Origin of the sequence: Pantoea sp. JK (assembly GCF_026130245.1) — a bacterium.
Taxonomy (GTDB): Bacteria; Pseudomonadota; Gammaproteobacteria; order Enterobacterales; family Enterobacteriaceae; genus Pantoea; species Pantoea trifolii.
This window is the reverse complement of sequence record NZ_JAINFN010000004.1, coordinates 260949-282708: the sequence shown is the minus strand read 5'-3', so window position 1 is coordinate 282708 and position 21760 is coordinate 260949. Positions and strand designations below refer to the sequence as shown.

Genomic DNA, 21760 nt, shown 5'->3' with positions numbered 1-21760 from the left:
GCTGCATGTGGCAGCGTCTCCTTCCCCCGTTTACGGGGGAAGGCCGGGATGGGGGACAGCCAGCACTAACATCACTCACCCACTAACATCGAATCCTGCGGTGCGTTATCGCGCTGGGCTTTGGTCGCCAGGAAGTAGACATATCCCACCGCCATAATCGCCACAAACAGGCCGCCAATCACCGGGTTAAACCACAGCATCGCCACCAGACACACCAGCGACAGCACCAGCGCAATGCCGGGCACAATTGGGTAGCCCGGCGCACGGAAGCTGCGTTCCATCTCTGGCGCAGTGCGGCGCAGTTTAAACAGGCTCAGCATACTCATCAGATACATCACAATCGCGCCGAATACCGCCATGGTGATCATCGCGGCGGTCAGCGTCATGCCTTGCAGATTGATAAAGCCATCGCTGTAGATGGCGGCGATACCAATCAAACCCCCGGCGATAATCGCGCGGTGCGGCGTCTGGAAGCGCGACAGCTTGGCCAAACTCTGTGGCAGATAACCGGCGCGGGCGAGGGCAAAGAACTGGCGCGAATAGCCAAGAATAATGCCGTGGAAGCTGGCAATCAGCCCAAACAGACCAATCCATACCAGCATGTGCATCCAGTTGGAGTTTTCACCAACAATCATCTTCATTGCCTGCGGCAGCGGATCGTTGATGTCCGACAGCTTGCGCCAGTCGCCAGCGCCACCGGCCAGCAGCATCACGCCAATCGCTAGCACCACCAACGTCAGAATACCGGTGATGTAGGCTTTGGGAATGGTGCGCTTCGGATCTTTGGCCTCTTCGGCCGCCATCGCCGCACCCTCAATCGCCAGGAAGAACCAAATGGCGAACGGAATCGCGGCGAAGATGCCCGACATCGCCGGCATGCCGAAGTGGTCGCTGCCCGCCCAGCCGTTCGCGGCAAAGTTGGCGATGCTGAAGCCTGGCGACACCACGCCCATAAACACCAGCAGCTCCAGAACCGCCAGCACCGTGACCACCAATTCGAACATCGCCGCCAATTTAACGCCGAGAATGTTCAGCGTCATGAAGACGATATAGGCGCCGACTGCGGCGGTTTTCGGATTGAGATCGGGATATTGCACGTTGAGGTAAGCGCCAATCGCCATGGCAATCGCCGGCGGTGCGAATACGAACTCAATCAGCGTGGCGAGGCCCGCGATCAAGCCGCCGGTTTCACCGAACGCGCGGCGGCTGTAGGCAAATGGGCCGCCGGCATGCGGAATCGCGGTGGTCAGTTCGGTGAAGCTGAAAATAAAACAGGTATACATGGTAGCGATCATCGCGGTGGTGATGAGAAATCCCAGCGTGCCCGCCACGCCCCAGCCGTAACTCCAGCCAAAATATTCACCAGAAATCACCAGTCCAACTGCAATGCCCCACAAATGCAGGGTGCCCAGCGTGGGTTTGAGCTTATTCGTCATCGTCTTTTCCCCGTCGTCATTGTTGGTGCGGCAGCTTCACCGCGCTTTTTTATCTTTGCGCTACAGTGAAGTGATAATGCCGCTGGCTGGCGCGGGAAAACTTGACGCGGGCGCAGTGAGTTTTGTCCTCCACGGTCAACTCCGAGGCAAGAAAAGTGCCAGATGCACGCTGCGGTCAACTTTGGGTTGTCTGCGGTCAAGCAGTCAGGACGACGTCATCCCATGCTGATACCACTTGCTTGATGCTGGAGATTGATGAATGAGTGCCGAACAATCCGATACCTTAACCGATGCTGAAATCACCCTGCTGGCGCATCAGGCGTTGGCCAGTTATCCCGCGGCACTGCGCGGCGAACTGAAGCTGCTGTGCCGCTCGGAAAATGCCACCTTCCTGTTGCAGGCGGCGGGCAAACGCTACGCGCTGCGTCTGCATCGTCCTCACTATCACAGCAAAGCGGACATTCAGAGCGAGCTGCTGTGGCTGGATGCGCTGCGCGACATCGGCATCATGGTGCCGCAGGCGATCCCGGCCAGCGATGGCGCAACCGTGCTGACGCTGCCGATGACAAATGGCGCAGAGCGTTATGCGGTACTGTTCCACTGGATCGAGGGTGACATGCCCACCACCGATGTCGATCCCAAAGCGTTTCAGCAGCTTGGTCACATCACCGCGCGTCTGCATCAGCACAGCCGCAGCTGGCAGAAACCGGCAGGTTTCCAGCGCATTATCTGGGATCACCACACCATGGTCAGCGATCAAAGCCATTGGGGACGCTGGCAGGATGCGCCGAACCTCAATCCGGCCGATCACGGCATCGTCGCCGAAGCGGTGGCGCGCGTCGGGCAAGAGCTACAAGGCTTCGGCAAAGGGGCGGATCGTTATGGTTTGATCCACGCCGATCTGCGTCTGACCAATCTGCTGCTGCATAAAGGCGAAACGCGGGTGATCGATTTTGATGACTGCGGGCTCGGCTGGTATCTGCACGATCTGGCGGCGGCGATCAGTTTCGTTGAGCATCATCCGCGCGCCGCCGAATGGGTGGATAACTGGATCCTCGGTTACGAAAAAGTGGCGCACATCAGCGATGAAGAGATGGCGCTGGTGCCAACGCTGCTGATCCAGCGTCGCATTCAGATGACCGCGTGGATGGGATCGCACGCGGAAACGGAAATGGCGCTGAGTCTCGGGCCGCGCTGGGCCGATCACTCGGTGCGTCTCTGCCGACGTTATCTGGAAACCAATCAGCTGCCGGTCGGCGTCTGATGCACCAGCAGTGAGCAGCTTTGCGCTGTTGCGGCGCAATTGAGGTCGCCATGAATGGCGACCCTACGACGAAATCCGCAAATCACTCGCCTGGTACGAAAATTGCTGGAATCCTCCACCTGTTTCACATGCGCCACACGCAGAGGTTCCGATGCAATCACTCATCACACCCACTGAAGCCTTCAGCGCTTTGTCCGTCAGCGCCAGCAACCGCGGCGTGTTGGCAGCGGCCGCCACCGGACTGAGCGGGTTTATCACTGACAAAGGCGGCGATGTCGATCGCATCTTTGGCATCAGCGGCATTAACTCCGAACTGTTGGCGAGCCCCACGCTGAGCCTGGGTTTGGTGAACTACTGCCGCGTGATGGAAGAAGCGGCGCGTCATTCCGGTTTTGATAACTTCGGTTTGCATTACGGCAAGCAGTTCAAACCGCAGTCATTAGGCTTGATTGGGTATATCGGCCTCTGTTCGCCGACGCTGGAGCAGGCGCTGCACAACGTGGTGAATGCCTTTCCATGGCATCAGCACGACACGCTGACGCGGCTGGTGGACAAAGGCGAGTGCTGGCGGCTCGATTATCAGGTGCGCCACGGCGCGATTCTGTCACGACGTCAGGATGCGGAGCTAACGCTCGGCATGTTCCTCAACTTGATCCGTCACGTCGCCGGCAAAAACTGGGCGCCGCGCGAAGTGCACTTCGAACATCCGCGCCCGGAGCAGTGGCACGAGCACTGCAAAGTGTTCGATGCGCCGGTGTGGTTTGATCAACCCTTCAACTCGTTGTTGATCCCGAAACGCGATCTGCTGCGCAGTATGCCGGAGCAGGATCCGATGCTGCTGATGGTGATGCAGGATGCCATTCGCCGCCTGAACAGTTCTGCCAGCCAGCAAAGCGTGGTGGAACAGGCGCGATCGCAGGTGAATTTGTCGCTGATGCAGGGCGAACCGGTGCTGGAAGAGATTGCCGAAAAAATGGGCTTGTCGAGCTGGTCGCTGCAACGGCGGCTGCGCGAAGAGGGCATCAGTTTCACCGCGCTGGTGGACAAGGTGCGCTGCGAGATGGCAACGCACTATCTGCAACAGAAGCAGCTGCCGATTTCAGAGATGGCGCTGCTGCTCGGTTACTCCGAAGTCAGCGCCTTTTCCCGCGCCTTCCGCCGCTGGTTTGGCATCAGCCCGCGCCAGTGGCGCCAGGATGGCTCGGCGTCGCCGGGGCAAAACCGAACCACGCTGGCTGGTTAATCTCTGGCGGCGGCGGTAAATCTTTGCTTTGACCAATCAACTGCCAGGCGCGCAGGCACAGCGTTTCGTCGCCTTGCGTCTGCGTCACCGCGTAGCGCCCGCTGTTTTGCCACTCGAGCCGCACCAGACATTGCTGACCGGCATAACGCCGCGCATCGCGGAAATGCTGGTTGAGCTGATGCTGCATCTCATCAGCCCATTTGCAGGATGCGCTGCCCGGCGCACTCTGCGGCTGGCACAGGTTGACGATGCTATCCTGTTGCTTTGGCTGAGAATGCTGACAAGCGCTAAGCGCCACCACAATCATTAACCCGCCCAATAATCCCGCCATTCGATTAATTAAATTCATTAATGTCCCTATATTTTCACTAAAGATCCTTCCCTTCACTGCCGACAGTCTACAGACCGACTCAACCAATGCTATGGCATTACTCTGACTGTCGGCAGAACCAGAATTTGCCGCAGCCTCGCGGCTTTATCCCCTTTTGATTCATGGATTAGAAATGCAGAAAAAATATGCCCTTGCGGCACTCTCCTTGTTAAGCGCCACGCTGCTCAGCGGCTGCGCAACCGAATCGTCACGCGCGATTGAAGCACCACAGGTGCGTGCGGCCAGCCAGCCCGCGTATCAGGGCGTGCGCAGCCCGATTGCGGTTGGCCAGTTTGATAACCGCTCCTCCTACATGAACGGCATCTTCTCTGATGGCGTTGATCGTCTTGGCAATCAGTCGAAAACCATTTTGGTCACCCACCTGCAGCAGACCAATCGCTTCAACGTGCTGGATCGCAGCAACCTGAAAGAGTTGCAGCAGGAAGCGGGCTTTAAGAAGAGCGAACAGAACATCAAAGGTGCGACTTACATCATCACCGGCGATATCACTGAATTTGGCCGCAAAGAAGTGGGCGATCAGCAGCTGTGGGGTATTTTGGGACGCGGTAAGAGCCAGGTCGCCTATGCCAAAGTCAACCTGAATGTAGTTGATGTCACCACCTCAGAAGTGGTGTACAGCGCGCAGGGTGCGGGTGAATACCAGCTTTCAGCGCGTGAAATCATTGGTTTCGGCGGCACCACCAGCTATGACTCAACCCTCAACGGTAAAGTGATGGATCTGGCGATTCGTGAAGCGGTTGATCACTTAGTAGATGGCATTAACAGCGGCGCATGGCGTCCGGCGAAATAAGGATATTGAGCATGAAAATGTTGCAACTGAGTGCGGCGCTGATCGCTGCGGGCATGCTGGCAGGCTGTGCGCCAAAAGGGCCGGAACCGATCTATTACTGGGGCGATTACCAGCAGCAGATTTACAGCTACTACAAAAAAGATAGCGATCCGCAGAAACAGATTGAAGCACTGAACCTGGATATTGAAAAAGCTAAATCAGTCAACAAACCGGTCGCGCCGGGCCTGCACGCGCAGCTCGGTTTGCTTTACGCCAAAGCCGGAGATACCGATAAAGCCTTCGGCCAGTTTGCCACCGAGAAACAGTTGTTCCCGGAATCTGCGCCATACATGGACTTTCTGATGAAGAAAAAACAAGGAGTTGCTCAGTGAAAAAGCTGATTGTTTCTTTAGGCGTGCTCGCCGCGCTGCTGTTGACCGGCTGCGCGCACAAAAAACCGTACGACTACAGCGCCTTCCGCGCCAGCAAGCCAGCCTCAATTCTGGTGCTGCCTGCGGATAACCGCGCGCCGGATGTGAACGCGGCGAACAGCTTCACCTCACTGGTGACGCGTCCGCTGGCGGAAGCGGGCTATTACGTGTTCCCGGTGGCGGTGGTGGATGAAACCTTCCAGCAGAACGGATTGACCAATGGCCATGAAATTCAGGCTGTCAGCCCGCAGCGTCTGCATGACATCTTCCACGCCGACAGCGCGCTGTATATTTCGGTGACCGATTACGGCAGCAGCTATCAGGTGATCCAGAGCGTGACCAAAGTGTCGGCGACGGCGCGTCTGGTAGATCTGCGCAGCGGTAAAGAGCTGTGGCAAGGCATTGCCACCGCCAGCGACGCGGAAGATGGCAACAACAATAACGGTGGCATTATTGGCATGTTGGTGTCAGCGGCAATCAAGCAGATTGCCAGCAATGTGTCGGATAAGGCACACACCATCGCCGGGGTGACCAGCGCCCGTCTGCTGGCGCAGAACGAGCAGGGCGGCTTGCTGGTCGGCCCGCGTTATAAGTTGGCGACAGTGAGATAAAAAACCGGTGCCCGCCTAAGCATCGTAGGGTCGCCATTCATGGCGACCTGATTTATTCCCCTGGCAACTCCAGCTTGCTGTAACCCAGCCCATTCATCTTGCGGACGCGGATCTGCACCGGAATACGCTCTTTCATCGCTTCCACATGGCTGATCACGCCGATGGTTTTGCCGCTGGCGTTCAGGGCATCGAGCGCATCCAGCGCGGTGTCCAGCGTCTCGGCATCCAGCGTGCCGAAGCCTTCGTCGAGGAACAGCGATTCGATGCGCGTTTTATGACTCACCAAATCCGACAGCGCTAACGCCAGCGCCAGGCTGACGAGGAAACTCTCGCCGCCCGACAGCGTGCGCGTATCGCGCGTGGCGTCGGCCTGCCAGGTATCCACTACTTCCAGCTCCAGCTCTTCACTGATGCGGCGTTGCAACAGATAGCGACCGTGCAGGCGATCGAGCTGACGGTTCGCCAGCCACACCAGATGATCGAGTGTCAGGCCTTGTGCGAAGCGGCGGAATTTATCGCCTTTGGCCGAACCTACCAGATCGTTCAGGCGGCCCAACTGCGCCAGCTCTACTTCATCCGTAGCGATTTGCGTCAGCAACGATTGTTGCTGTAAACGCTGTTGTGCATCGCTGTGCAACTGCTGCTGCGCTTCGCCCTGTTGACGGGCGTTGTCACGCAACGTCACGCGCAGCTGTTCCAGCTGTTGCTGAATCGTGGCGGCGATTTCATCGCTGAGATCGGCCGGGCGCTGCTGCTGATGCGCGGTGCAGCGCTGCGTGAGCTGCTCGCTGAGGGTGAGTTGCTGCTGGCGCTGCTGATCGAGCACCTGTAACTGTTGGCGCAGTTCATGCACCTCGCGCTCATCCAGCAGGGCGGCACGCAGCGCCGTTTCATCGGCAAAATCACTCTGCTGCAGCGCGACGAGGAAGGCGCTTTCGGCTGCGGCAGCGCGTTCACGCAAGGTGTGTTGCTGCGCGGCGATTTGCTCGCACTGGCCATTCAGACTGTGCAGCGAGCTTTGCGCCTGCTGCCACAGCTGTAGCTGCTGCGCCAGCGCCTGTTCACACTGTTGTAGCGCGGCGTGCTGCTGCTGTCGGGCTTCCGCCACCCGACGATCGCCAAACAGCTGCTGACGCTGTTGTTGTTGTTGCTGGTGCTGCTGTTGCAGCGCGCTGAGCGTCTGCTGCAGCTCATCCAGCCGCTGCTGTTCACGCGCCAGATTCTGCTGCAGGCTGCTGCGCTCGCTTTCGGCTTTTGCCAGCTGCGGCTGCAACTCGCCGTGTAAGCGCTCGTTTTCCTGCCATGCGCTCCAGCGCTGCTGTAGCCTGTGGAGCCAGCTTTCCCGCTCAGCCGCGTCTGGCAAACTGAGCTGATGCTGCGCTAACTGTTGTTCAAGCTGCTGCGCCAGTTGCTGCATGGCGCTGCGCTCGCGGGTCTCACGCTGGCTGATTTCATCCAGCGTCTGCTGCGTGCTAACGATCTGCTGAAGCGCCAGCTGCTGTTGATTTTGATGCTGCTGCCACAGCTGCTGCTGTTGCAGATGCGCATCCTTCGCCTGCTGCAGCGCACGCGCGGCATTTTCCCGCGTCTGGAGCTGCTGCAGCTGAGTTTGTTCCTGTGCATCCTGCTGCTGTTGCCATTGCGTAAAGTCGTCCTGTTGCTCCAGCGTGCAAGTAAGTGCCAGCTCACCGCTCAGCGCTTGCCATTGGGTGTTCACCGTCGCCAGCTGCTGGTCGTAATCAGCGATCTCCTGCTGCAACGCCTGCTGCTGTTGCAGCGACAGCTTCTGCTGCTCACCTTTGGCGGTGCCGGACTCTTTCAGCTGTGCCACGCGCGTTTCCAGCTCAGTTAAACGCTGCTGATTGGCGCCGGGTTCAAGCTGTTGATATTGCGCGATTGCCGGATGCTCACACGAGCCGCACAGCGGGCAGGGCTGATCCGGCTGCAATTTGGCGCGCTCGTCGGCCAGCTGGGCGATGGTGCGCTCCAGCTCGCAGATTTTGCGCACATCGAGCAGCGCCTGATGTTCCCGTTTGTACTCGTCGCGCAGCGCCTGTAACGCCTGTTCAGCTTCCTGATGCTGCTGCTGAAGCTGCATCAGTTTTTGCTGACGCTGCAAGCGCTGCGGCTGCAGCGCGCGCCACTGCGCGGCGAGCAGGCTGAGCTGCTGGCGTGCAGAACGCTGTGATTGATGCTGCGTCAGGGCGGCACGCAGGCTGGCGCTGGTGATCTCGGCCTCAAGCGAAGTCAGTGCTTGCTCCGCTTGCAGACGCTGCTGCGCTGCCTGCGCTTCGGCTTGCTGCAACGGTTGCGCCGCCTTTTCACGCTGAGCCTGAGCCTGCTGATGCTGCTCCAGCTGGCTGCGCTGCTGTTGCTGCTGCGCGATGAGCTGCGTCAACGTCTGCTCGCGCTCACCCAGCCGGGCGATCTCCGCCTGCCAGCGCGTCAGTTCTGCGCCCCAATCGGCGACGGCGGCTTCTCGGGTGCGGAATTCCTGCTGCTGCACTAGCTGCTGTTGTAAACGTTCACTTACCTGCTGTTGCTGGCTCAAGGCGGTTTGGCTGGTTTGCAGCGCCTGTTGCTGCTGCAGATGCAGCCGCTGCTGTTCATCCCGTTGCTGCGAGAGGGTGGTAATGCGTTGATCGAGCGGGATAACCTGCTCAGTCAGCAGCGTTTCGAGCTGCTGCTGTTGCTGTAACGCCTGCTCGCGCGCCTGCTGCGCGGCCTGATAATGGCTTTCGCCCTGTTGCAACGCGGTTTTGGCCTGCTGCTGTTGCGCCTGCAGCTGCTGCGATTGCTGTTCCAGCGTGCGGAGATCGCCTTGCAGCTGTTCGCGCTGCTGTAGCTTCTCGCGCAGTTTTTCTGCCGGTTCGGCCCGCGCCAGCCGCTGACGATCGCCATCCGCCTGCTGCCACGCCTGTTGCGCGGCAAGCAGCGTCTGTTCGGCCTGTTGCTGTTCCTGCATCAGCTGTTGCTGCTGCACCAGCCATTGTTGCTGATGCTGCGCCAGCGTTAGCTGTTCGCTCAGCGATTTCTCCTGCACGGCGAGTTCTGCCAGCTGCTGCGTCAGCTCTGCGCGGCGCGCTTCATCGAGCAGCGACATGCCACCGGCGCGGGCGCGCAGCGTATCCAGCTCGCTGCGTGCGCTACGCCAGCGTTCGTAGATCTGCACGGAGATTTGTCCGTAGATCTCGGTGCCGGTCAGCTCTTCCAGCAATTCGGCGCGTTCGCCGGGTTTGGCATTGAGGAAGGCGGCAAACTGGCCTTGCGACAACATCATTGAGCGGGTAAAACGGGCGAAATCGAGTCCCGACAGGGTTTCAATCGCTTTCAGCTTGTCGCCGACTTTATCAGCGATGATCTGATTATCCGCCACGCGCGCCAGCTCGACGCGCGGCGCCTGCAACTTACCGTCGGCCTGACCGCGCGCGCGGTTCTGGCTCCAGAAGGCGCGCCAGGCTTCGCCTTTGATCTCAAACTCCACTTCTGCCAGACACTCGGCGGTGTCGCGTGTGATCAGCTCATTCTGGGTTTGCGACAGCGTGCCGAGGCGCGGCGTTTGGTGATAGAGCGCCAGGCAAATTGCATCGAGTAAGGTGGTTTTGCCCGCACCGGTCGCGCCGGTGATGGCAAACAATCCGTTGCTGGCAAAGGGCTCACGGCGGAAATCGATAAACCATTCGCCGCGCAGCGCATTGAGGTTCTTAAAACGTAACGTCAAAATTTTCATGCGGATGGATTCTCCAGCGCGGCAAGCTGGGTGCGGAACAGCTGCGTTAACTGTTCTGCTTGCTCAGCATCCAGCTGATCTTCCTGCGCCAGTCGGCGGGCAAACACTTCTTCCACTTTTAATTCGCTCAGGGTTTCGTTCTCCAGCCGTTCGAGGCTGCGCTGCCGCTGTTCGCGGCTACGGCGCACCAGCAGCACTTCGACCGGCAGATTTTCGGTCAGCGCTTCAATGCGACGTTGCAGATCGCTGAGGTATTCCTGGGTGGTGATCTCAATATCGAGCCAGGTCGGTAGCTCGCTGGTGCTCTCGCTGAACTGCGCCAGCTGATGTTCAATCTCCGCCATCGAGCCTTTCAGCATCTGCATCGGCTGGAAGTGCGGAATGATCAGCGGCGTCACGTCCTTAAGCTTGTCGGAAAATTCCAGCAGGAAGACGCTTTTCTCGCGGCCAAGCTCATCAAAACTGAGCGGAATCGGCGAGCCGCTGTAACGAATGTGCTCGCTGTTGGCGATGCGCTGGGCGCGATGGATGTGACCGAGCGCGATGTAATCGGCGGGCGGAAACGCCTGCGCCGGGAAGGCATCCAGCGTGCCGATATAGATGTCGCGCACCGAATCGCTTTTAGTCACGCCAACGGTGGTGAGATGGCCGGTGGCGATGATCGGCAGCGTACTGCTCATTGACTGCGCGGCGGCGAAACAGTGCTGATAATGCTGCTCGATCGCCTCCAGCAGCGAGATCTGTTTTTCGCGACCGGATTGGCCAGCCTGGCTGCGCAGAATGTCGCGCGGACGCAGAAAAGGAATGGCGCACAGCAGCGCACCCGGCGCGCCATCGCGCTGCTTCAGGGTTAACACCTGTTGTTCTCCCTGCGGCGTGGCGCTGGTGATCACCTGCGTATTCAGGCAGGCCAGCAGCTCGCGTGATTCATTCAGCGTCGCCACCGAATCGTGATTGCCCGCCAGCACCACCAATTGACAGCCGCTTGGCTGCAGCGCCACCACAAAACGGTTAAACATTTCACGCGCGTAGCTCGGCGGCGAACCGGTATCAAACAGATCACCCGCGATAATCAGCGCATCCACCTGATGCTGCACAATCTGATCCAGCAGCCAGTCGAGAAACGCCTGATGTTCCCGCGCGCGACTTTTGCTGTAAAAGAACTGACCGAGATGCCAGTCAGCGGTGTGAATGATGCGCATGTGTGCTCCGTGCTCTGTTTAGCGAAGGCGAATTATAACCACTTAAGATCACAAAGAAAAAAAGCAGATTTTTATTGTGACATTTCTGTTTTTTATCTATCTATCTTAGGGCGGCTTTTTCATAAAAGTGTCACAAAACTGACGCATAATGGCGCCGCAAATCCCCGTGACACGTTGTCACACTAGCAGGAGTTACAATGGCTAAGCGCATTTTGGTTGTGGAAGACGAAGCTCCCATCCGTGAAATGTTATGTTTCGTGCTGGAACAGAATGATTACCAGCCTATTGAGGCGGAAGATTATGACAGCGCGATTAGTAAGCTGATCGAACCCTGGCCTGATTTAATTCTGCTGGACTGGATGTTGCCCGGCGGCAGCGGAATTCAGTTTATTAAGCATTTGAAGCGTGAAGCCATGACGCGTGACATCCCGGTGATGATGCTGACGGCGCGCGGTGAAGAAGAGGATCGCGTGCGCGGTCTGGAAGTGGGCGCGGATGATTACATCACCAAGCCATTCTCACCCAAAGAGCTGATGGCGCGTATTAAAGCGGTGATGCGCCGTATTTCACCGATGGCGGTGGAAGAGGTGATTGAGATGCAGGGCCTGAGCCTTGATCCATCCTCACATCGCGTGATGTCGGAAACCACGCCGCTGGAGATGGGGCCGACCGAATACAAACTGCTGCACTTCTTTATGACGCACCCGGAACGCGTGTACAGCCGCGAACAGCTGCTGAACCACGTTTGGGGCACCAATGTGTATGTCGAAGATCGCACCGTCGATGTGCACATTCGCCGTTTACGTAAAGCGCTGGAATTGACCGGCCACGATCGCATGGTTCAAACCGTTCGCGGAACAGGGTATCGTTTCTCTGCCCGCTACTAAACGTAAACGGAGTTTTTACCGTGCTGGAACGACTCTCCTGGAAGAGATTGTTGACCGAGCTGGCGCTGGTCTGTTTACCTGCGCTGGTGTTGGGTCTGTTGTTCGGATATCTGCCGTGGTTACTGCTGATTGCGGTGACCGGCGTGATGTTCTGGCACTTCAGAAATCTGATGCGTCTGTCGCACTGGTTGTGGGTCGATCGTTCAATGACGCCGCCCACCGGACGCGGCAGCTGGGAACCGCTGTTTTATGGTTTGTATCAGATGCAGTTGCGCAACCGGCGTCGCCGCCGCGAGCTGGGCAATCTGATCAAACGTTTCCGCAGCGGTGCCGAATCGCTGCCGGATGCGGTGGTGCTGACCACCGAAGAGGGCACCATTTTCTGGTGCAACGGCTTGGCGCAGCAGCATCTTGGTTTGCGCTGGCCGGAAGATAACGGCCAGAACATCCTCAATTTACTGCGTTATCCTGAATTCTCCCGCTATATCCGCCAGCGCAAGTTCGATACGCCGCTGACGCAGATCCTTAATAATCAGCATCATATGGAATTCCGCGTGATGCCTTACAGCGAAGGTCAGTGGCTGATGGTGGCGCGTGATGTCACCCAGATGCATCAGCTGGAAGGCGCGCGGCGCAACTTCTTTGCCAACGTCAGTCATGAACTGCGTACGCCGTTAACGGTGTTGCAGGGTTATCTGGAAATGATGGACGACGCGGTAATGAACGAGCGTACGCGCAGCAAGGCGTTGCACACTATGCAAGAGCAGACGCGTCGCATGGACAGCCTGGTGAAGCAGTTGCTGACCTTGTCGCGTATCGAAGCGGCGCCAGCCATCGATCTGAAAGAGACGGTGGATGTGCCGGGCATGCTGCTGCTGTTGCAGCGTGAAGCGGAAACGCTGAGTCAGGGACGCCACACCATCCATTTCCATACCGATCCGCACCTGAAAGTGTTCGGCAACGATGAGCAGCTGCGTAGCGCTATTTCCAATCTGGTCTATAACGCGGTGAATCACACGCCGGGTGGCACACGCATCGACATCAGCTGGTTGCGTACCCAACAAGGCGCGCAGTTTAAGGTGTGCGATGACGGGCCGGGCATCAGCGAACAGCATCTGCCGCGCCTTACCGAACGCTTCTACCGCGTGGACAAAGCGCGTTCACGCGCCACCGGCGGCAGCGGGTTGGGGCTGGCTATCGTGAAGCACGCGCTGGGCCATCATAATGCGCGGCTCGAGATCACCAGCGTGCCGCATCAGGAAACCTGTTTCAGCTTCCTGCTGCCGCCACGCTTGATTGTGGCTAGCGCGCTGCAAGCGCGGGTTAATTAAGGTTTGCACATCCATGGCGTAATGCCGCTCAGTTAAGCACAGAGCGGCTTTCGTTCGCCCTAAGCTGAGGCAGTTGCAGCACCCTTGTGCGGCGACCGAGCAGAGAGCGCCTGGCCGCGCCCTCTGCACTCCCGGGCCTTGCGCCAGCCCAACCCGCCGCTGCGCGGTACCTTCCTCATTCACGATTCCTGACGGACCGGTGTCGATTCGCTCCTGCTCAGCGCCACCTCTCGCCGCATCCATGCGGCTCGCCCTGGAATCCCTCAATCGTTCAGCGGTTTGGGATGTCGCCTCAACACCCGCGCTGCACCATAAAGGCATAATTTTGACTTGCCATCGCTACAAGTCTCGTAGGGTTGCCATTTATGGCGACCGCTTCGCGCTTAGCTGACAACCTTTACGCAATTTATTGCGCGATAAATCACGCCGCTCCAGAATAGGCGTCTCATTAAATTGCGGAATCGCCCATGAAATCGCTGTTGCTATCCCTCTCGCTGCTTTGCTCTGCTTTGGCACACGGCCAACAAACCATGCTAACCGGCAATCTGAGCAGCGTCGGATCGGATACGTTGGGTTATCTGATGACCCTGTGGGGCGAGGATTTTAGCCGCCAGTCGCCGGGCGTGAACGTTCAGGTGCAGGCGGCGGGATCGTCTACCGCACCGACCGCGCTGGCCGCCGGTGCTGCACAATTGGGCGCGATGAGCCGCCCGATGCAGATCGACGAACGTCAACTGTTCATTGCGCGCTACGGCTATCCGCCGCTGGCGGTGCCGGTGGCGATGGATGCGCTGGTGGTGGTGGTCAATCAGGACAATCCGCTGCCGCGCATCGCGCCGCAACAACTCGATGCGCTGTTTTCCATCACGCGCCTGTGCGGCGGGCAGCAGGTGCCGCAGCGCTGGGGCGATCTCGGCTTGAGCGACAGCCAGTGGGCAACGCGCAGCATCCAGCGTTATGGACGTAACTCGGCGTCGGGCACCTGGGGCTTCTTCAAGCAGCAGGCGCTGTGTAAAGGCGATTTCCGTGCTGACGTCGCTGAATTCCCCGGTTCCGCTGCGGTGGTGCAAGCCGTTGCCGCCACGCCCAATAGCATTGGTTACGCCAGTTTTGGCTTTCATCTCAGCGGCGTGAAAATGCTGCCGGTGGTCACGGCGAATGGCGACAGCGTGATGCCGGATGCCGAATCTATTCGCAGCGGCCGCTATCCGTGGTCGCGTCCGCTCTATATCTACGTCAACAAAGCACCCGGCAAACCGCTGCCGCCGCTGGTGAATGCCTTTCTGCATCAGGTGTTGTCGCCACAAGGTCAGCGCCGGGTGAGCGAGGCCGGTTATCTGCCGTTGTCAGACAGCCAGATGGCGCGAGCGCGGGCGGCCATTGAGGGAAATTGAAGAACGTGCATCTGAACATGAAATAGTTTCATGTAAGCTGAATTTTCTTCCGTTGCTGAAAGGGCAACAGCGTGGCATTCTCTTTGGACATATAGCCATCCAGATGGCTGAAATAACCCAGCGAAATTATACCCTGACGCAACTAAGCGCTCAGCGAGGAGATAAGATGCCACGTCATAACCCGTTCCGCGCCGATACCGTCGGCAGTTTTCTGCGTCCCGCTGCCATCAAGCAGGCGCGTGTGCAGTTTGCCAATGGCGACATCAATGCTGATCAACTGCGTCAGGTTGAAGATCGCGAAATACGTCATGTGGTGGAGCAGCAGCGCGCCAATGGCCTGCAGATCGTTACCGATGGTGAATTCCGTCGCGCATGGTGGCACTTCGACTTCTTCGGCGATCTGCACGGCGTTGAGTTGTTCGAAGCGGAGCAGGGCATTCAGTTCAATGGCGTGCAGACCAAAGCGCACGGCGTGAAAGTCACCGGTAAAGTAGCCTTTAATCCGGAACACCCAATGCTGGATCACTTCCGCTTCCTGCAAAGCGTAGCGGGCGATGCGGTTGCCAAGATGACCATTCCCAGCCCAAGCGTGCTGCACTTCCGCGGTGGCCGCAAGGTGATCGATGCCACAGTCTATCCCGATCTGAAAGAATACTTCGCCGATCTGGCGCAGACCTATAAAGACGCGATTAACGCGTTTTACGCGGCTGGCTGCCGTTATCTGCAGCTGGATGACACGGTGTGGGCCTATCTGTGCTCTACCGAACAGCAGCAACAGATCCGCGAACGTGGTGAAGATCCGCAGGAACTGGCGCGCATCTATGCTGAGGTGCTGAATACCGCGCTGGAAGGTAAGCCAGAAGATCTGACCGTTGGGCTGCATGTGTGTCGCGGCAACTTCCGCTCAACCTGGATCTCCGAAGGTGGCTATGAGCCGGTCGCTGAAGTGCTGTTTGGCGGCGTGAATATCGATGCCTTCTACCTTGAGTATGACAACGAACGTTCAGGTGGCTTTGAACCGCTGCGCTTCCTCAAGCCGGGTCATCAGCAAGTGGTGCTGGGTTTGATCACCACTAAAACCGGTGAGCTGGAAGATGCGGAACAGGTAAAAGCGCGTCTGCAGGAAGCAGCACAGTTCGTCAGCCTCGATCAAATCTGCCTCAGCCCGCAGTGTGGTTTTGCGTCTACCGAAGAGGGCAACAGCCTGAGCGAAGAGCAACAGTGGCAGAAGATTCGTCTGGTGGTCGATATAGCAAGAACAGTCTGGTAATTCCGTAAAGTTAGCCAAACAGGCGCGTAAATCGCGCCTTTTGTGCATCTTAAGGGCGATTTATGCAAAGAGATCTCCCGTGCTGAGGAAACTTTTAGCAAATCATCTGAGGTGTTTTCCTACAATTCCACCGTGATTCACTGCTTTCTCCCGCTATCTTGTTATATCCTTCTGGTTTTTCGATCCCGTATTGCCTTTCTTCGCTATAAACGTTCTAATTTGCGCCGTTGTCGATTTATCCCTCTGCGAACAGAAGAAAAGTAGATTAAATCACCTGCGCTTTAACGATTAGTCCCGCATAACACGCTGGTCTTGCCGAATAAGTCCTTGTTTTAGCGCATCCAGAGGACAACACGAACTCAACTTCCACCGCAACATTAGCTACAGGCAGTACAGAAGTTTATGACACATCGTTTAACCTCCAAGGATATCCTGGCGCTGGGCTTCATGACGTTTGCCCTGTTCGTTGGCGCAGGAAATATCATCTTCCCACCGATGGTGGGGATTCAGTCTGGCGAACACGTTTGGATTGCGGCCTTCGGCTTCCTGATTACCGCGGTTGGCTTACCGGTGATCACTGTTATCGCGCTGGCGCGCGTGGGCGGCGGCATTGATGCGCTGAGCTCACCGATTGGTAAAGCCGCAGGCTTGCTGCTGGCGACCGTTTGCTATCTGGCTGTTGGCCCGCTGTTTGCCACGCCGCGTACCGCTACCGTTTCCTTTGCCGTCGGTATTGCACCGCTGACCGGCGACGGCGCGCTGCCGCTGTTCATCTATAGCCTGATTTACTTTGCGCTGGTGATCGGCATCTCGCTGTATCCGGGCAAATTGCTGGATACCGTTGGTCACTTCCTCGCACCGCTGAAAATTCTGGCGCTGATTGTGCTCGGCGTTGCCGTGCTGATCTGGCCGGCTGGTGGCGTTTCGCCGGGCACCGAAGAGTATCAGCGTGCGGCCTTCTCCAGCGGTTTCGTCAATGGTTATCTGACCATGGATACGCTGGGTGCGCTGGTGTTCGGTATCGTTATCGTCAATGCGGCGCGTTCACGCGGTGTTGAAGATGCCAAACTGCTGACGCGCTACACCATGCTGGCGGGTATTATCGCGGGTATCGGTTTAACGCTGATTTACCTGACGCTGTTCAAGCTCGGTAACGATAGCGGCGCATTAGTGGCGCAGAGCGCCAACGGTGCTGAGATTCTGCATGCTTACGTGCAGCAGACCTTCGGCGGCATGGGCAGCTTCTTCCTCGCCGCGCTGATCTTCGTCGCCTGCATGGTGACGGCGGTGGGCCTGACCTGCGCTTGTGCAGAATTCTTTGCGCAATACGTTCCGCTGTCGTATAAAACGCTGGTATTTATTCTGGGTCTGTTCTCGATGGTGGTGTCGAATCTCGGCCTGAGCCATCTGATTCAGATCTCGATTCCGGTGCTGACGGCGATTTATCCGCCCTGCATCGTGCTGGTGGTGCTGAGCTTCACGCTGAAGTTCTGGAACAAAAGTTCGCGTATCATCGCGCCGACCATGCTGGTAAGCCTGCTGTTCGGTATCGTTGATGCCATCAAAACCACCAGCTTTAAAGATGTGTTGCCGCTGTTCAGCCAGCATCTGCCGCTGGCCGATCAGGGGCTTTCCTGGTTGCCGCCATCGCTGGCGATGCTGGTGATTGCTGCGGTAGTTGATCGGGCAAAAGGACGTGAGCAGGTCGCGGTTCATCAGTAAGCGACATTGCTGTTAATTTCAACCACGGGCTTGCCCGTGGTTTTTCATTTTCAAGGTACTGAGTGTTATGCAAGAAACCAATAAGCTCAAACGCGGACTGAGCACGCGCCACATTCGCTTTATGGCGCTGGGATCGGCGATTGGCACCGGGCTGTTCTATGGCTCGGCGGATGCCATCAAAATGGCAGGCCCAAGCGTGCTGCTGGCCTATATCATCGGCGGCGCGGTGGCGTACATCATCATGCGTGCGCTGGGTGAGATGTCGGTCAACAACCCGCAGGCCAGCTCATTCTCGCGCTATGCGCAGGATTATCTTGGCCCGCTGGCCGGTTATATCACCGGCTGGACCTACTGTTTTGAAATCCTGATTGTGGCGATTGCCGACGTCACGGCTTTTGGTATCTACATGGGTGTGTGGTTCCCCGATGTGCCGCACTGGATTTGGGTGTTGAGCGTGGTGCTGATTATCGGCGCCATCAACCTGATGAGCGTGAAAGTGTTTGGCGAAGTGGAGTTTTGGTTCTCCTTTTTCAAAGTCGCCACCATCATCATCATGATCCTCGCCGGCTTCGGCATGATTTTCTGGGGCATCGGCAACGGCGGTCAGCCGACCGGCATTCACAATCTGTGGACCAACGGCGGCTTCTTCGCGCACGGCATCGTCGGCATGCTGCTGTCACTGCAGATGGTGATGTTTGCCTACGGCGGGATTGAGATTATCGGCATTACCGCCGGTGAAGCGGAAGATCCGAAAACCTCGATTCCACGCGCCATCAACTCCGTACCGATGCGTATTCTGGTGTTCTACGTTGGTACGCTGTTCGTCATCATGTCGATTTATCCGTGGAATCAGGTGGGCACTTCCGGCAGTCCGTTCGTGCTGACTTTCCAGCATTTGGGCATTGCGGCGGCGGCATCGATCCTTAACTTCGTGGTGCTGACGGCGTCGCTGTCGGCAATCAATAGCGATGTGTTTGGCGTGGGACGTATGCTGCACGGCATGGCGCAACAGGGCCACGCACCGAAGGTATTCCAGAAGGTATCGAATCGCGGGATTCCGTGGGTGACCGTGTTGGTGATGATGCTGGCGATGTTGATCGCGGTGTATCTCAACTACCTGATGCCGGAGAAAGTGTTCCTGGTCATCGCCTCGCTGGCGACCTTTGCTACCGTTTGGGTGTGGATCATGATTCTGCTGTCGCAGATTGCCTTTCGCCGCAAGATTGGCAAAGAGCAAGCCGGGAAGCTGGATTTTGCCATGCCGGGCGGCAGCAAAACCGCATGGTTTGGCGTGCTGTTCCTGGCCTTCATTATTGGACTGATTGGTTACTTCCCGGATACGCGCGTGTCGCTTTACGTTGGTTTTGCGTGGATTGCGCTGCTGTTGCTGGCGTGGCCGCTAGTGAAAAAGCGTAAAGGCTAACTATATTGTAGGGTCGCCATTTATGGCGACCTTTTTATATATGACGATTTCAATATAAAAATAATCACGCCATCCCAAAATAATAAAACACTAAAAATATCTCGGCGCATCCTGGCGCCGAAAAGAACTGCAAAAAGGAAACAATGAGTATTACTAAGGGATGTTTGACTTGCGCAGCATATCGTATTTTTAATGATGCCAGGATGTTCGAAAAAAAAAGAGAAAAGTCTCACTGCGAAATAGAATATTACTTACAGTGCGCTTAAGTAATTTTAGTTAAAGGTTAAGTTCGCATAAATTAACGAACTTAACCCAATGTGAAAATTATAACGACAAATGCGCAGGCAATAGCGCTTTCAGCTGCGGATAAATTACCGCATTTGCCAGCAGCACCGGATTGCCATTTTGCAAACCCTGATTAGCCAGATAATCGTTGGTGATGCCGCCCGCTTCGCGCATCAGCACGATGCCCGGCAAACCATCCCACGGATTCATATGCGCTTCGTAGTAACCTATTAGTCGACCCGCCGCGGCCCACGCACTCATTAATGCTCCCGAACCGTTACGGATAAACATGCCGCCCTGCGCCAGTAATGTGCTGATAAAAGTGGTCAGCGGTTCAATCGGTTGGCTGTTGGAACTGCTCAAACCGAGCAATCCCTGATCGAGCTGCTGCGCGCTGTGCGCCTGAATGCGTTTATCATTTACCCAGGCACCTTTTCCTCGGCAGGCGTGAAAGGTTTCATGATGATTGGGATCGCACACCACGCCGATTACGGCTTCGTTTTCACAAACAATCGCCAGCGAAACGCACCAGTTGTGCAAGCCGTTCAGGAAGCTGCTGGTGCCATCAATCGGATCGATCACCCAGATAAAGCGTGCGCCTGACGTTTCTCCGCCGCTCTCTTCGCCCAGCACCGCATCGTCAGGAAAGCGTTCGTGGATCAGATGCTTGACTAATTCCTCCACGTTGCGATCAGCTTCGCTGACCACATCCTGCAGGTCTTTCTTATGCTCAACCACTAATTGATGACGTTGCTGATACCAGGATAAAGCCCGACTGGCGGCGGTTTTAGCAACCTCACAGGCGAAATGATAACGTGCGTCGAGTTCGGTAAGCGAAGCTGATGACATCTTTTCCTCTTATGATTTTTAGGCTGGCGAAGCGACAACAGACGCCCAAAATGGCGTATTGGCTGTGTGACGGACTTAACAAAAGTTAAGAAAGGTTTCATTAAGCCGTAGATGACTGCGCGTGACAAGAGGGGGAGAAGGCCCGCCACTAAAATTTTTATTTTCACTGGCGGGTTATGCGGGATGAAGCGTTAATGGTGGGTTCTCACGCCGATTTGACGCATGTCGTTGCCGGTAGGCGATTGGTGTACGCGCAGGCCAAAAGTCGGCAGCACCGCGTAAATATGGTCGAAGATATCCGATTGAATATTTTCATACTCTTTCCATACCGTGGTGCTGGTGAACACATACACTTCCAGCGGCAAACCGTTTTCACCCGGCGCTAACTGACGCACCATTAATGTCATCTCCTTATGAATATGCGGATGTTGCTCCAGCCAGCTTTGCAACCAGGCGCGGAAAGTACCAACGTTAGTCAGGCGGCGACCGTTGAGCGGCGAATTCAAATCACAGCCGAGCTGCGCATTCCACGCCGCCACTTCTTCGCTTTTGCTATTCAGATAGGGCGTGAGCAGATGCGCACTTTTTAACTGCTGCATCATGGCGTCATCAAGGAAAGTGATGCTGGTGGTATCGATATTAATACTGCGCTTAATGCGACGTCCGCCGGATTCCGACATGCCGCGCCAGTTTTTAAAGGAGTCGGAAATTAAGGCGTAAGCGGGAATGGTCACAATGGTGTTATCCCAGTTGCGCACTTTTACCGTGGTCAGGGAAATATCAATGACCGCACCGTCCGCGCCATATTTCGGCATTTCCAGCCAATCATTCATTTTCAGCATATTATTGGCCGCTAACTGAATGCCGGCCACCAGACCGAGAATCGGATCTTTAAATACCAGCATCAGCACCGCCGTCATGGCACCGAGACCGGTGATCAATACGCCAGGCGATTTACCCAACAGCAGCGAAATAATCATGATCACCATTAAAATGGCGGCGATCAATTTCACGCTCTGGATAATTCCGCGCAGCGGCAATTGCTGCGCCAGCATGCTGTTTGCGCTGAGCTGCTGCAGCAGATCCAGCAGCGAGAACAGCATCAGCAGCGCGAAGATCATCATCCACAGCTGAGCGAAAATCAGCAGCGCAGGATAGATCTGAGAGCTGTCGTGCAGGAACAGCTCGGTCTGTAATTTGAATAGCACGCCTTGCATCAACCATACGCTGCGGCTAAACAGGCGGCTGTTAATCAGCGCCTTCGGCCACTGACGGCTGCTTTTCTCGGTATAGCGACGCAGGAGCGGCAAGATGGCGCGGTGCAGAATGGCGTGAGTGATTAACGAGATGGCAAAGATAATGGCGATCACTATCCCTAACGCCATAATGTGCGTGTAGCTAAGACCGGCTTCTGCGAGCCGGTTGGCAATAAGATGCTGCATGAGATTTCCCTAAGTGTGACGAAGATTAAGGCCACGAAGGGTAGGGGATGGGAAATTTCCCGTCCAACAGACGGGTCTTG

At 56.7% G+C, this 21760-nt stretch carries 17 protein-coding genes; 11 read left to right on the top strand and 6 right to left on the bottom strand.

The annotated features are described in order from the left end of the window. Positions 1–71 precede the first annotated feature (71 nt). On the bottom strand, positions 72–1436 hold the full coding sequence (gene eat / locus PanJK_RS11750; RefSeq protein ID WP_061717487.1) for an ethanolamine permease: 1365 nt from the start codon (positions 1434–1436) through the stop codon (positions 72–74). A 259-nt stretch (positions 1437–1695) separates the two neighbouring features. On the opposite strand from eat, the gene PanJK_RS11745 reads away from it, so the two are divergent. After that, on the top strand, positions 1696–2700 hold the full coding sequence (locus tag PanJK_RS11745; RefSeq protein WP_256695757.1) for a phosphotransferase enzyme family protein: 1005 nt from the start codon (positions 1696–1698) through the stop codon (positions 2698–2700). 151 nt (positions 2701–2851) lie between these two features. Continuing rightward, positions 2852–3943 carry an AraC family transcriptional regulator gene (locus tag PanJK_RS11740; protein WP_256695759.1) on the top strand — a complete coding sequence of 364 codons (1092 nt, stop codon included), beginning with the start codon at positions 2852–2854 and terminating at the stop codon, positions 3941–3943. Here the strand turns inward: PanJK_RS11740 and PanJK_RS11735 are convergent. Further along, the gene (locus PanJK_RS11735; RefSeq protein ID WP_256695761.1) at positions 3873–4292 is read right to left on the bottom strand and encodes a cell envelope integrity protein TolA; all 420 of its coding nucleotides are present in this window, start codon (positions 4290–4292) and stop codon (positions 3873–3875) included. The genes PanJK_RS11740 and PanJK_RS11735 overlap by 71 nt on opposite strands. A 154-nt stretch (positions 4293–4446) precedes the next feature. On the opposite strand from PanJK_RS11735, the gene PanJK_RS11730 reads away from it, so the two are divergent. The 3 genes from PanJK_RS11730 to PanJK_RS11720 are packed head-to-tail and all read left to right on the top strand — an operon-like array spanning position 4447 to position 6145. Beyond that, positions 4447–5124: a CsgG/HfaB family protein gene (locus PanJK_RS11730; RefSeq protein ID WP_265299824.1), complete on the top strand. Its 678-nt coding sequence runs from the start codon at positions 4447–4449 to the stop codon at positions 5122–5124. 11 nt (positions 5125–5135) lie between these two features. Then, a complete protein-coding gene (locus PanJK_RS11725; protein ID WP_265299823.1) occupies positions 5136–5495 on the top strand; it encodes a DUF4810 domain-containing protein in 360 nt (119 codons plus the stop codon). Continuing rightward, positions 5492–6145, top strand: a complete 654-nt coding sequence (locus PanJK_RS11720) for a DUF799 domain-containing protein (protein ID WP_256695764.1) — start codon at positions 5492–5494, stop codon at positions 6143–6145. Before PanJK_RS11725 ends, PanJK_RS11720 begins: the two co-directional genes overlap by 4 nt. Before the next feature lie 52 nt (positions 6146–6197). Here the strand turns inward: PanJK_RS11720 and PanJK_RS11715 are convergent, their stop codons facing one another. Continuing rightward, the gene (locus tag PanJK_RS11715) at positions 6198–9875 is read right to left on the bottom strand and encodes an AAA family ATPase (RefSeq protein ID WP_265299820.1); all 3678 of its coding nucleotides are present in this window, start codon (positions 9873–9875) and stop codon (positions 6198–6200) included. Further along, on the bottom strand, positions 9872–11077 hold the full coding sequence (gene sbcD, locus PanJK_RS11710) for an exonuclease subunit SbcD (protein WP_265299818.1): 1206 nt from the start codon (positions 11075–11077) through the stop codon (positions 9872–9874). Before sbcD ends, PanJK_RS11715 begins: the two co-directional genes overlap by 4 nt. A 197-nt stretch (positions 11078–11274) precedes the next feature. On the opposite strand from sbcD, the gene phoB reads away from it, so the two are divergent. The 6 genes from phoB to proY all read left to right on the top strand — a co-directional run bounded on the left by phoB (position 11275) and on the right by proY (position 19104). Further along, a complete protein-coding gene (gene phoB / locus PanJK_RS11705) occupies positions 11275–11964 on the top strand; it encodes a phosphate response regulator transcription factor PhoB (protein WP_265299816.1) in 690 nt (229 codons plus the stop codon). Positions 11965–11984: 20 nt separating this feature from the next. Then, positions 11985–13295 (top strand): phosphate regulon sensor histidine kinase PhoR, encoded by a 1311-nt coding sequence (gene phoR / locus PanJK_RS11700; protein ID WP_265299814.1) that lies wholly within the window; start codon positions 11985–11987, stop codon positions 13293–13295. Between the two features lie 467 nt (positions 13296–13762). Then, positions 13763–14689 carry a PstS family phosphate ABC transporter substrate-binding protein gene (locus PanJK_RS11695; protein WP_265299812.1) on the top strand — a complete coding sequence of 309 codons (927 nt, stop codon included), beginning with the start codon at positions 13763–13765 and terminating at the stop codon, positions 14687–14689. Positions 14690–14855: 166 nt separating this feature from the next. Further along, a complete protein-coding gene (locus PanJK_RS11690; RefSeq protein ID WP_265299810.1) occupies positions 14856–15959 on the top strand; it encodes a cobalamin-independent methionine synthase II family protein in 1104 nt (367 codons plus the stop codon). A 402-nt stretch (positions 15960–16361) separates the two neighbouring features. Continuing rightward, on the top strand, positions 16362–17681 hold the full coding sequence (brnQ, locus tag PanJK_RS11685; protein WP_061717476.1) for a branched-chain amino acid transporter carrier protein BrnQ: 1320 nt from the start codon (positions 16362–16364) through the stop codon (positions 17679–17681). A gap of 67 nt (positions 17682–17748) precedes the next feature. Then, positions 17749–19104 carry a proline-specific permease ProY gene (gene proY / locus PanJK_RS11680; RefSeq protein WP_265299807.1) on the top strand — a complete coding sequence of 452 codons (1356 nt, stop codon included), beginning with the start codon at positions 17749–17751 and terminating at the stop codon, positions 19102–19104. Between the two features lie 324 nt (positions 19105–19428). On the opposite strand, the gene PanJK_RS11675 is transcribed toward proY, so the two are convergent. Together PanJK_RS11675 and PanJK_RS11670 are read right to left on the bottom strand one after the other, a co-directional pair. Beyond that, the gene (locus PanJK_RS11675; RefSeq protein ID WP_256695775.1) at positions 19429–20238 is read right to left on the bottom strand and encodes an inositol monophosphatase family protein; all 810 of its coding nucleotides are present in this window, start codon (positions 20236–20238) and stop codon (positions 19429–19431) included. A 191-nt stretch (positions 20239–20429) separates the two neighbouring features. Then, positions 20430–21680: a mechanosensitive ion channel family protein gene (locus PanJK_RS11670; protein ID WP_265299804.1), complete on the bottom strand. Its 1251-nt coding sequence runs from the start codon at positions 21678–21680 to the stop codon at positions 20430–20432. Positions 21681–21760: the final 80 nt, after the last annotated feature.

Excerpts from the sequence above, each read along its gene's own strand:
- eat (WP_061717487.1), bottom strand. The coding sequence starts at position 1,436 with ATGACGAATAAGCTCAAACCCACGCTGGGCACCCTGCATTTGTGGGGC.
- PanJK_RS11745 (WP_256695757.1), top strand. The coding sequence starts at position 1,696 with ATGAGTGCCGAACAATCCGATACCTTAACCGATGCTGAAATCACCCTG.
- PanJK_RS11740 (WP_256695759.1), top strand. The coding sequence starts at position 2,852 with ATGCAATCACTCATCACACCCACTGAAGCCTTCAGCGCTTTGTCCGTC.
- PanJK_RS11735 (WP_256695761.1), bottom strand. The coding sequence starts at position 4,292 with ATGAATTTAATTAATCGAATGGCGGGATTATTGGGCGGGTTAATGATT.
- PanJK_RS11730 (WP_265299824.1), top strand. The coding sequence starts at position 4,447 with ATGCAGAAAAAATATGCCCTTGCGGCACTCTCCTTGTTAAGCGCCACG.
- PanJK_RS11725 (WP_265299823.1), top strand. The coding sequence starts at position 5,136 with ATGAAAATGTTGCAACTGAGTGCGGCGCTGATCGCTGCGGGCATGCTG.
- PanJK_RS11715 (WP_265299820.1), bottom strand. The coding sequence starts at position 9,875 with ATGAAAATTTTGACGTTACGTTTTAAGAACCTCAATGCGCTGCGCGGC.
- sbcD (WP_265299818.1), bottom strand. The coding sequence starts at position 11,077 with ATGCGCATCATTCACACCGCTGACTGGCATCTCGGTCAGTTCTTTTAC.
- phoB (WP_265299816.1), top strand. The coding sequence starts at position 11,275 with ATGGCTAAGCGCATTTTGGTTGTGGAAGACGAAGCTCCCATCCGTGAA.
- PanJK_RS11695 (WP_265299812.1), top strand. The coding sequence starts at position 13,763 with ATGAAATCGCTGTTGCTATCCCTCTCGCTGCTTTGCTCTGCTTTGGCA.
- PanJK_RS11690 (WP_265299810.1), top strand. The coding sequence starts at position 14,856 with ATGCCACGTCATAACCCGTTCCGCGCCGATACCGTCGGCAGTTTTCTG.
- brnQ (WP_061717476.1), top strand. The coding sequence starts at position 16,362 with ATGACACATCGTTTAACCTCCAAGGATATCCTGGCGCTGGGCTTCATG.
- proY (WP_265299807.1), top strand. The coding sequence starts at position 17,749 with ATGCAAGAAACCAATAAGCTCAAACGCGGACTGAGCACGCGCCACATT.
- PanJK_RS11675 (WP_256695775.1), bottom strand. The coding sequence starts at position 20,238 with ATGTCATCAGCTTCGCTTACCGAACTCGACGCACGTTATCATTTCGCC.
- PanJK_RS11670 (WP_265299804.1), bottom strand. The coding sequence starts at position 21,680 with ATGCAGCATCTTATTGCCAACCGGCTCGCAGAAGCCGGTCTTAGCTAC.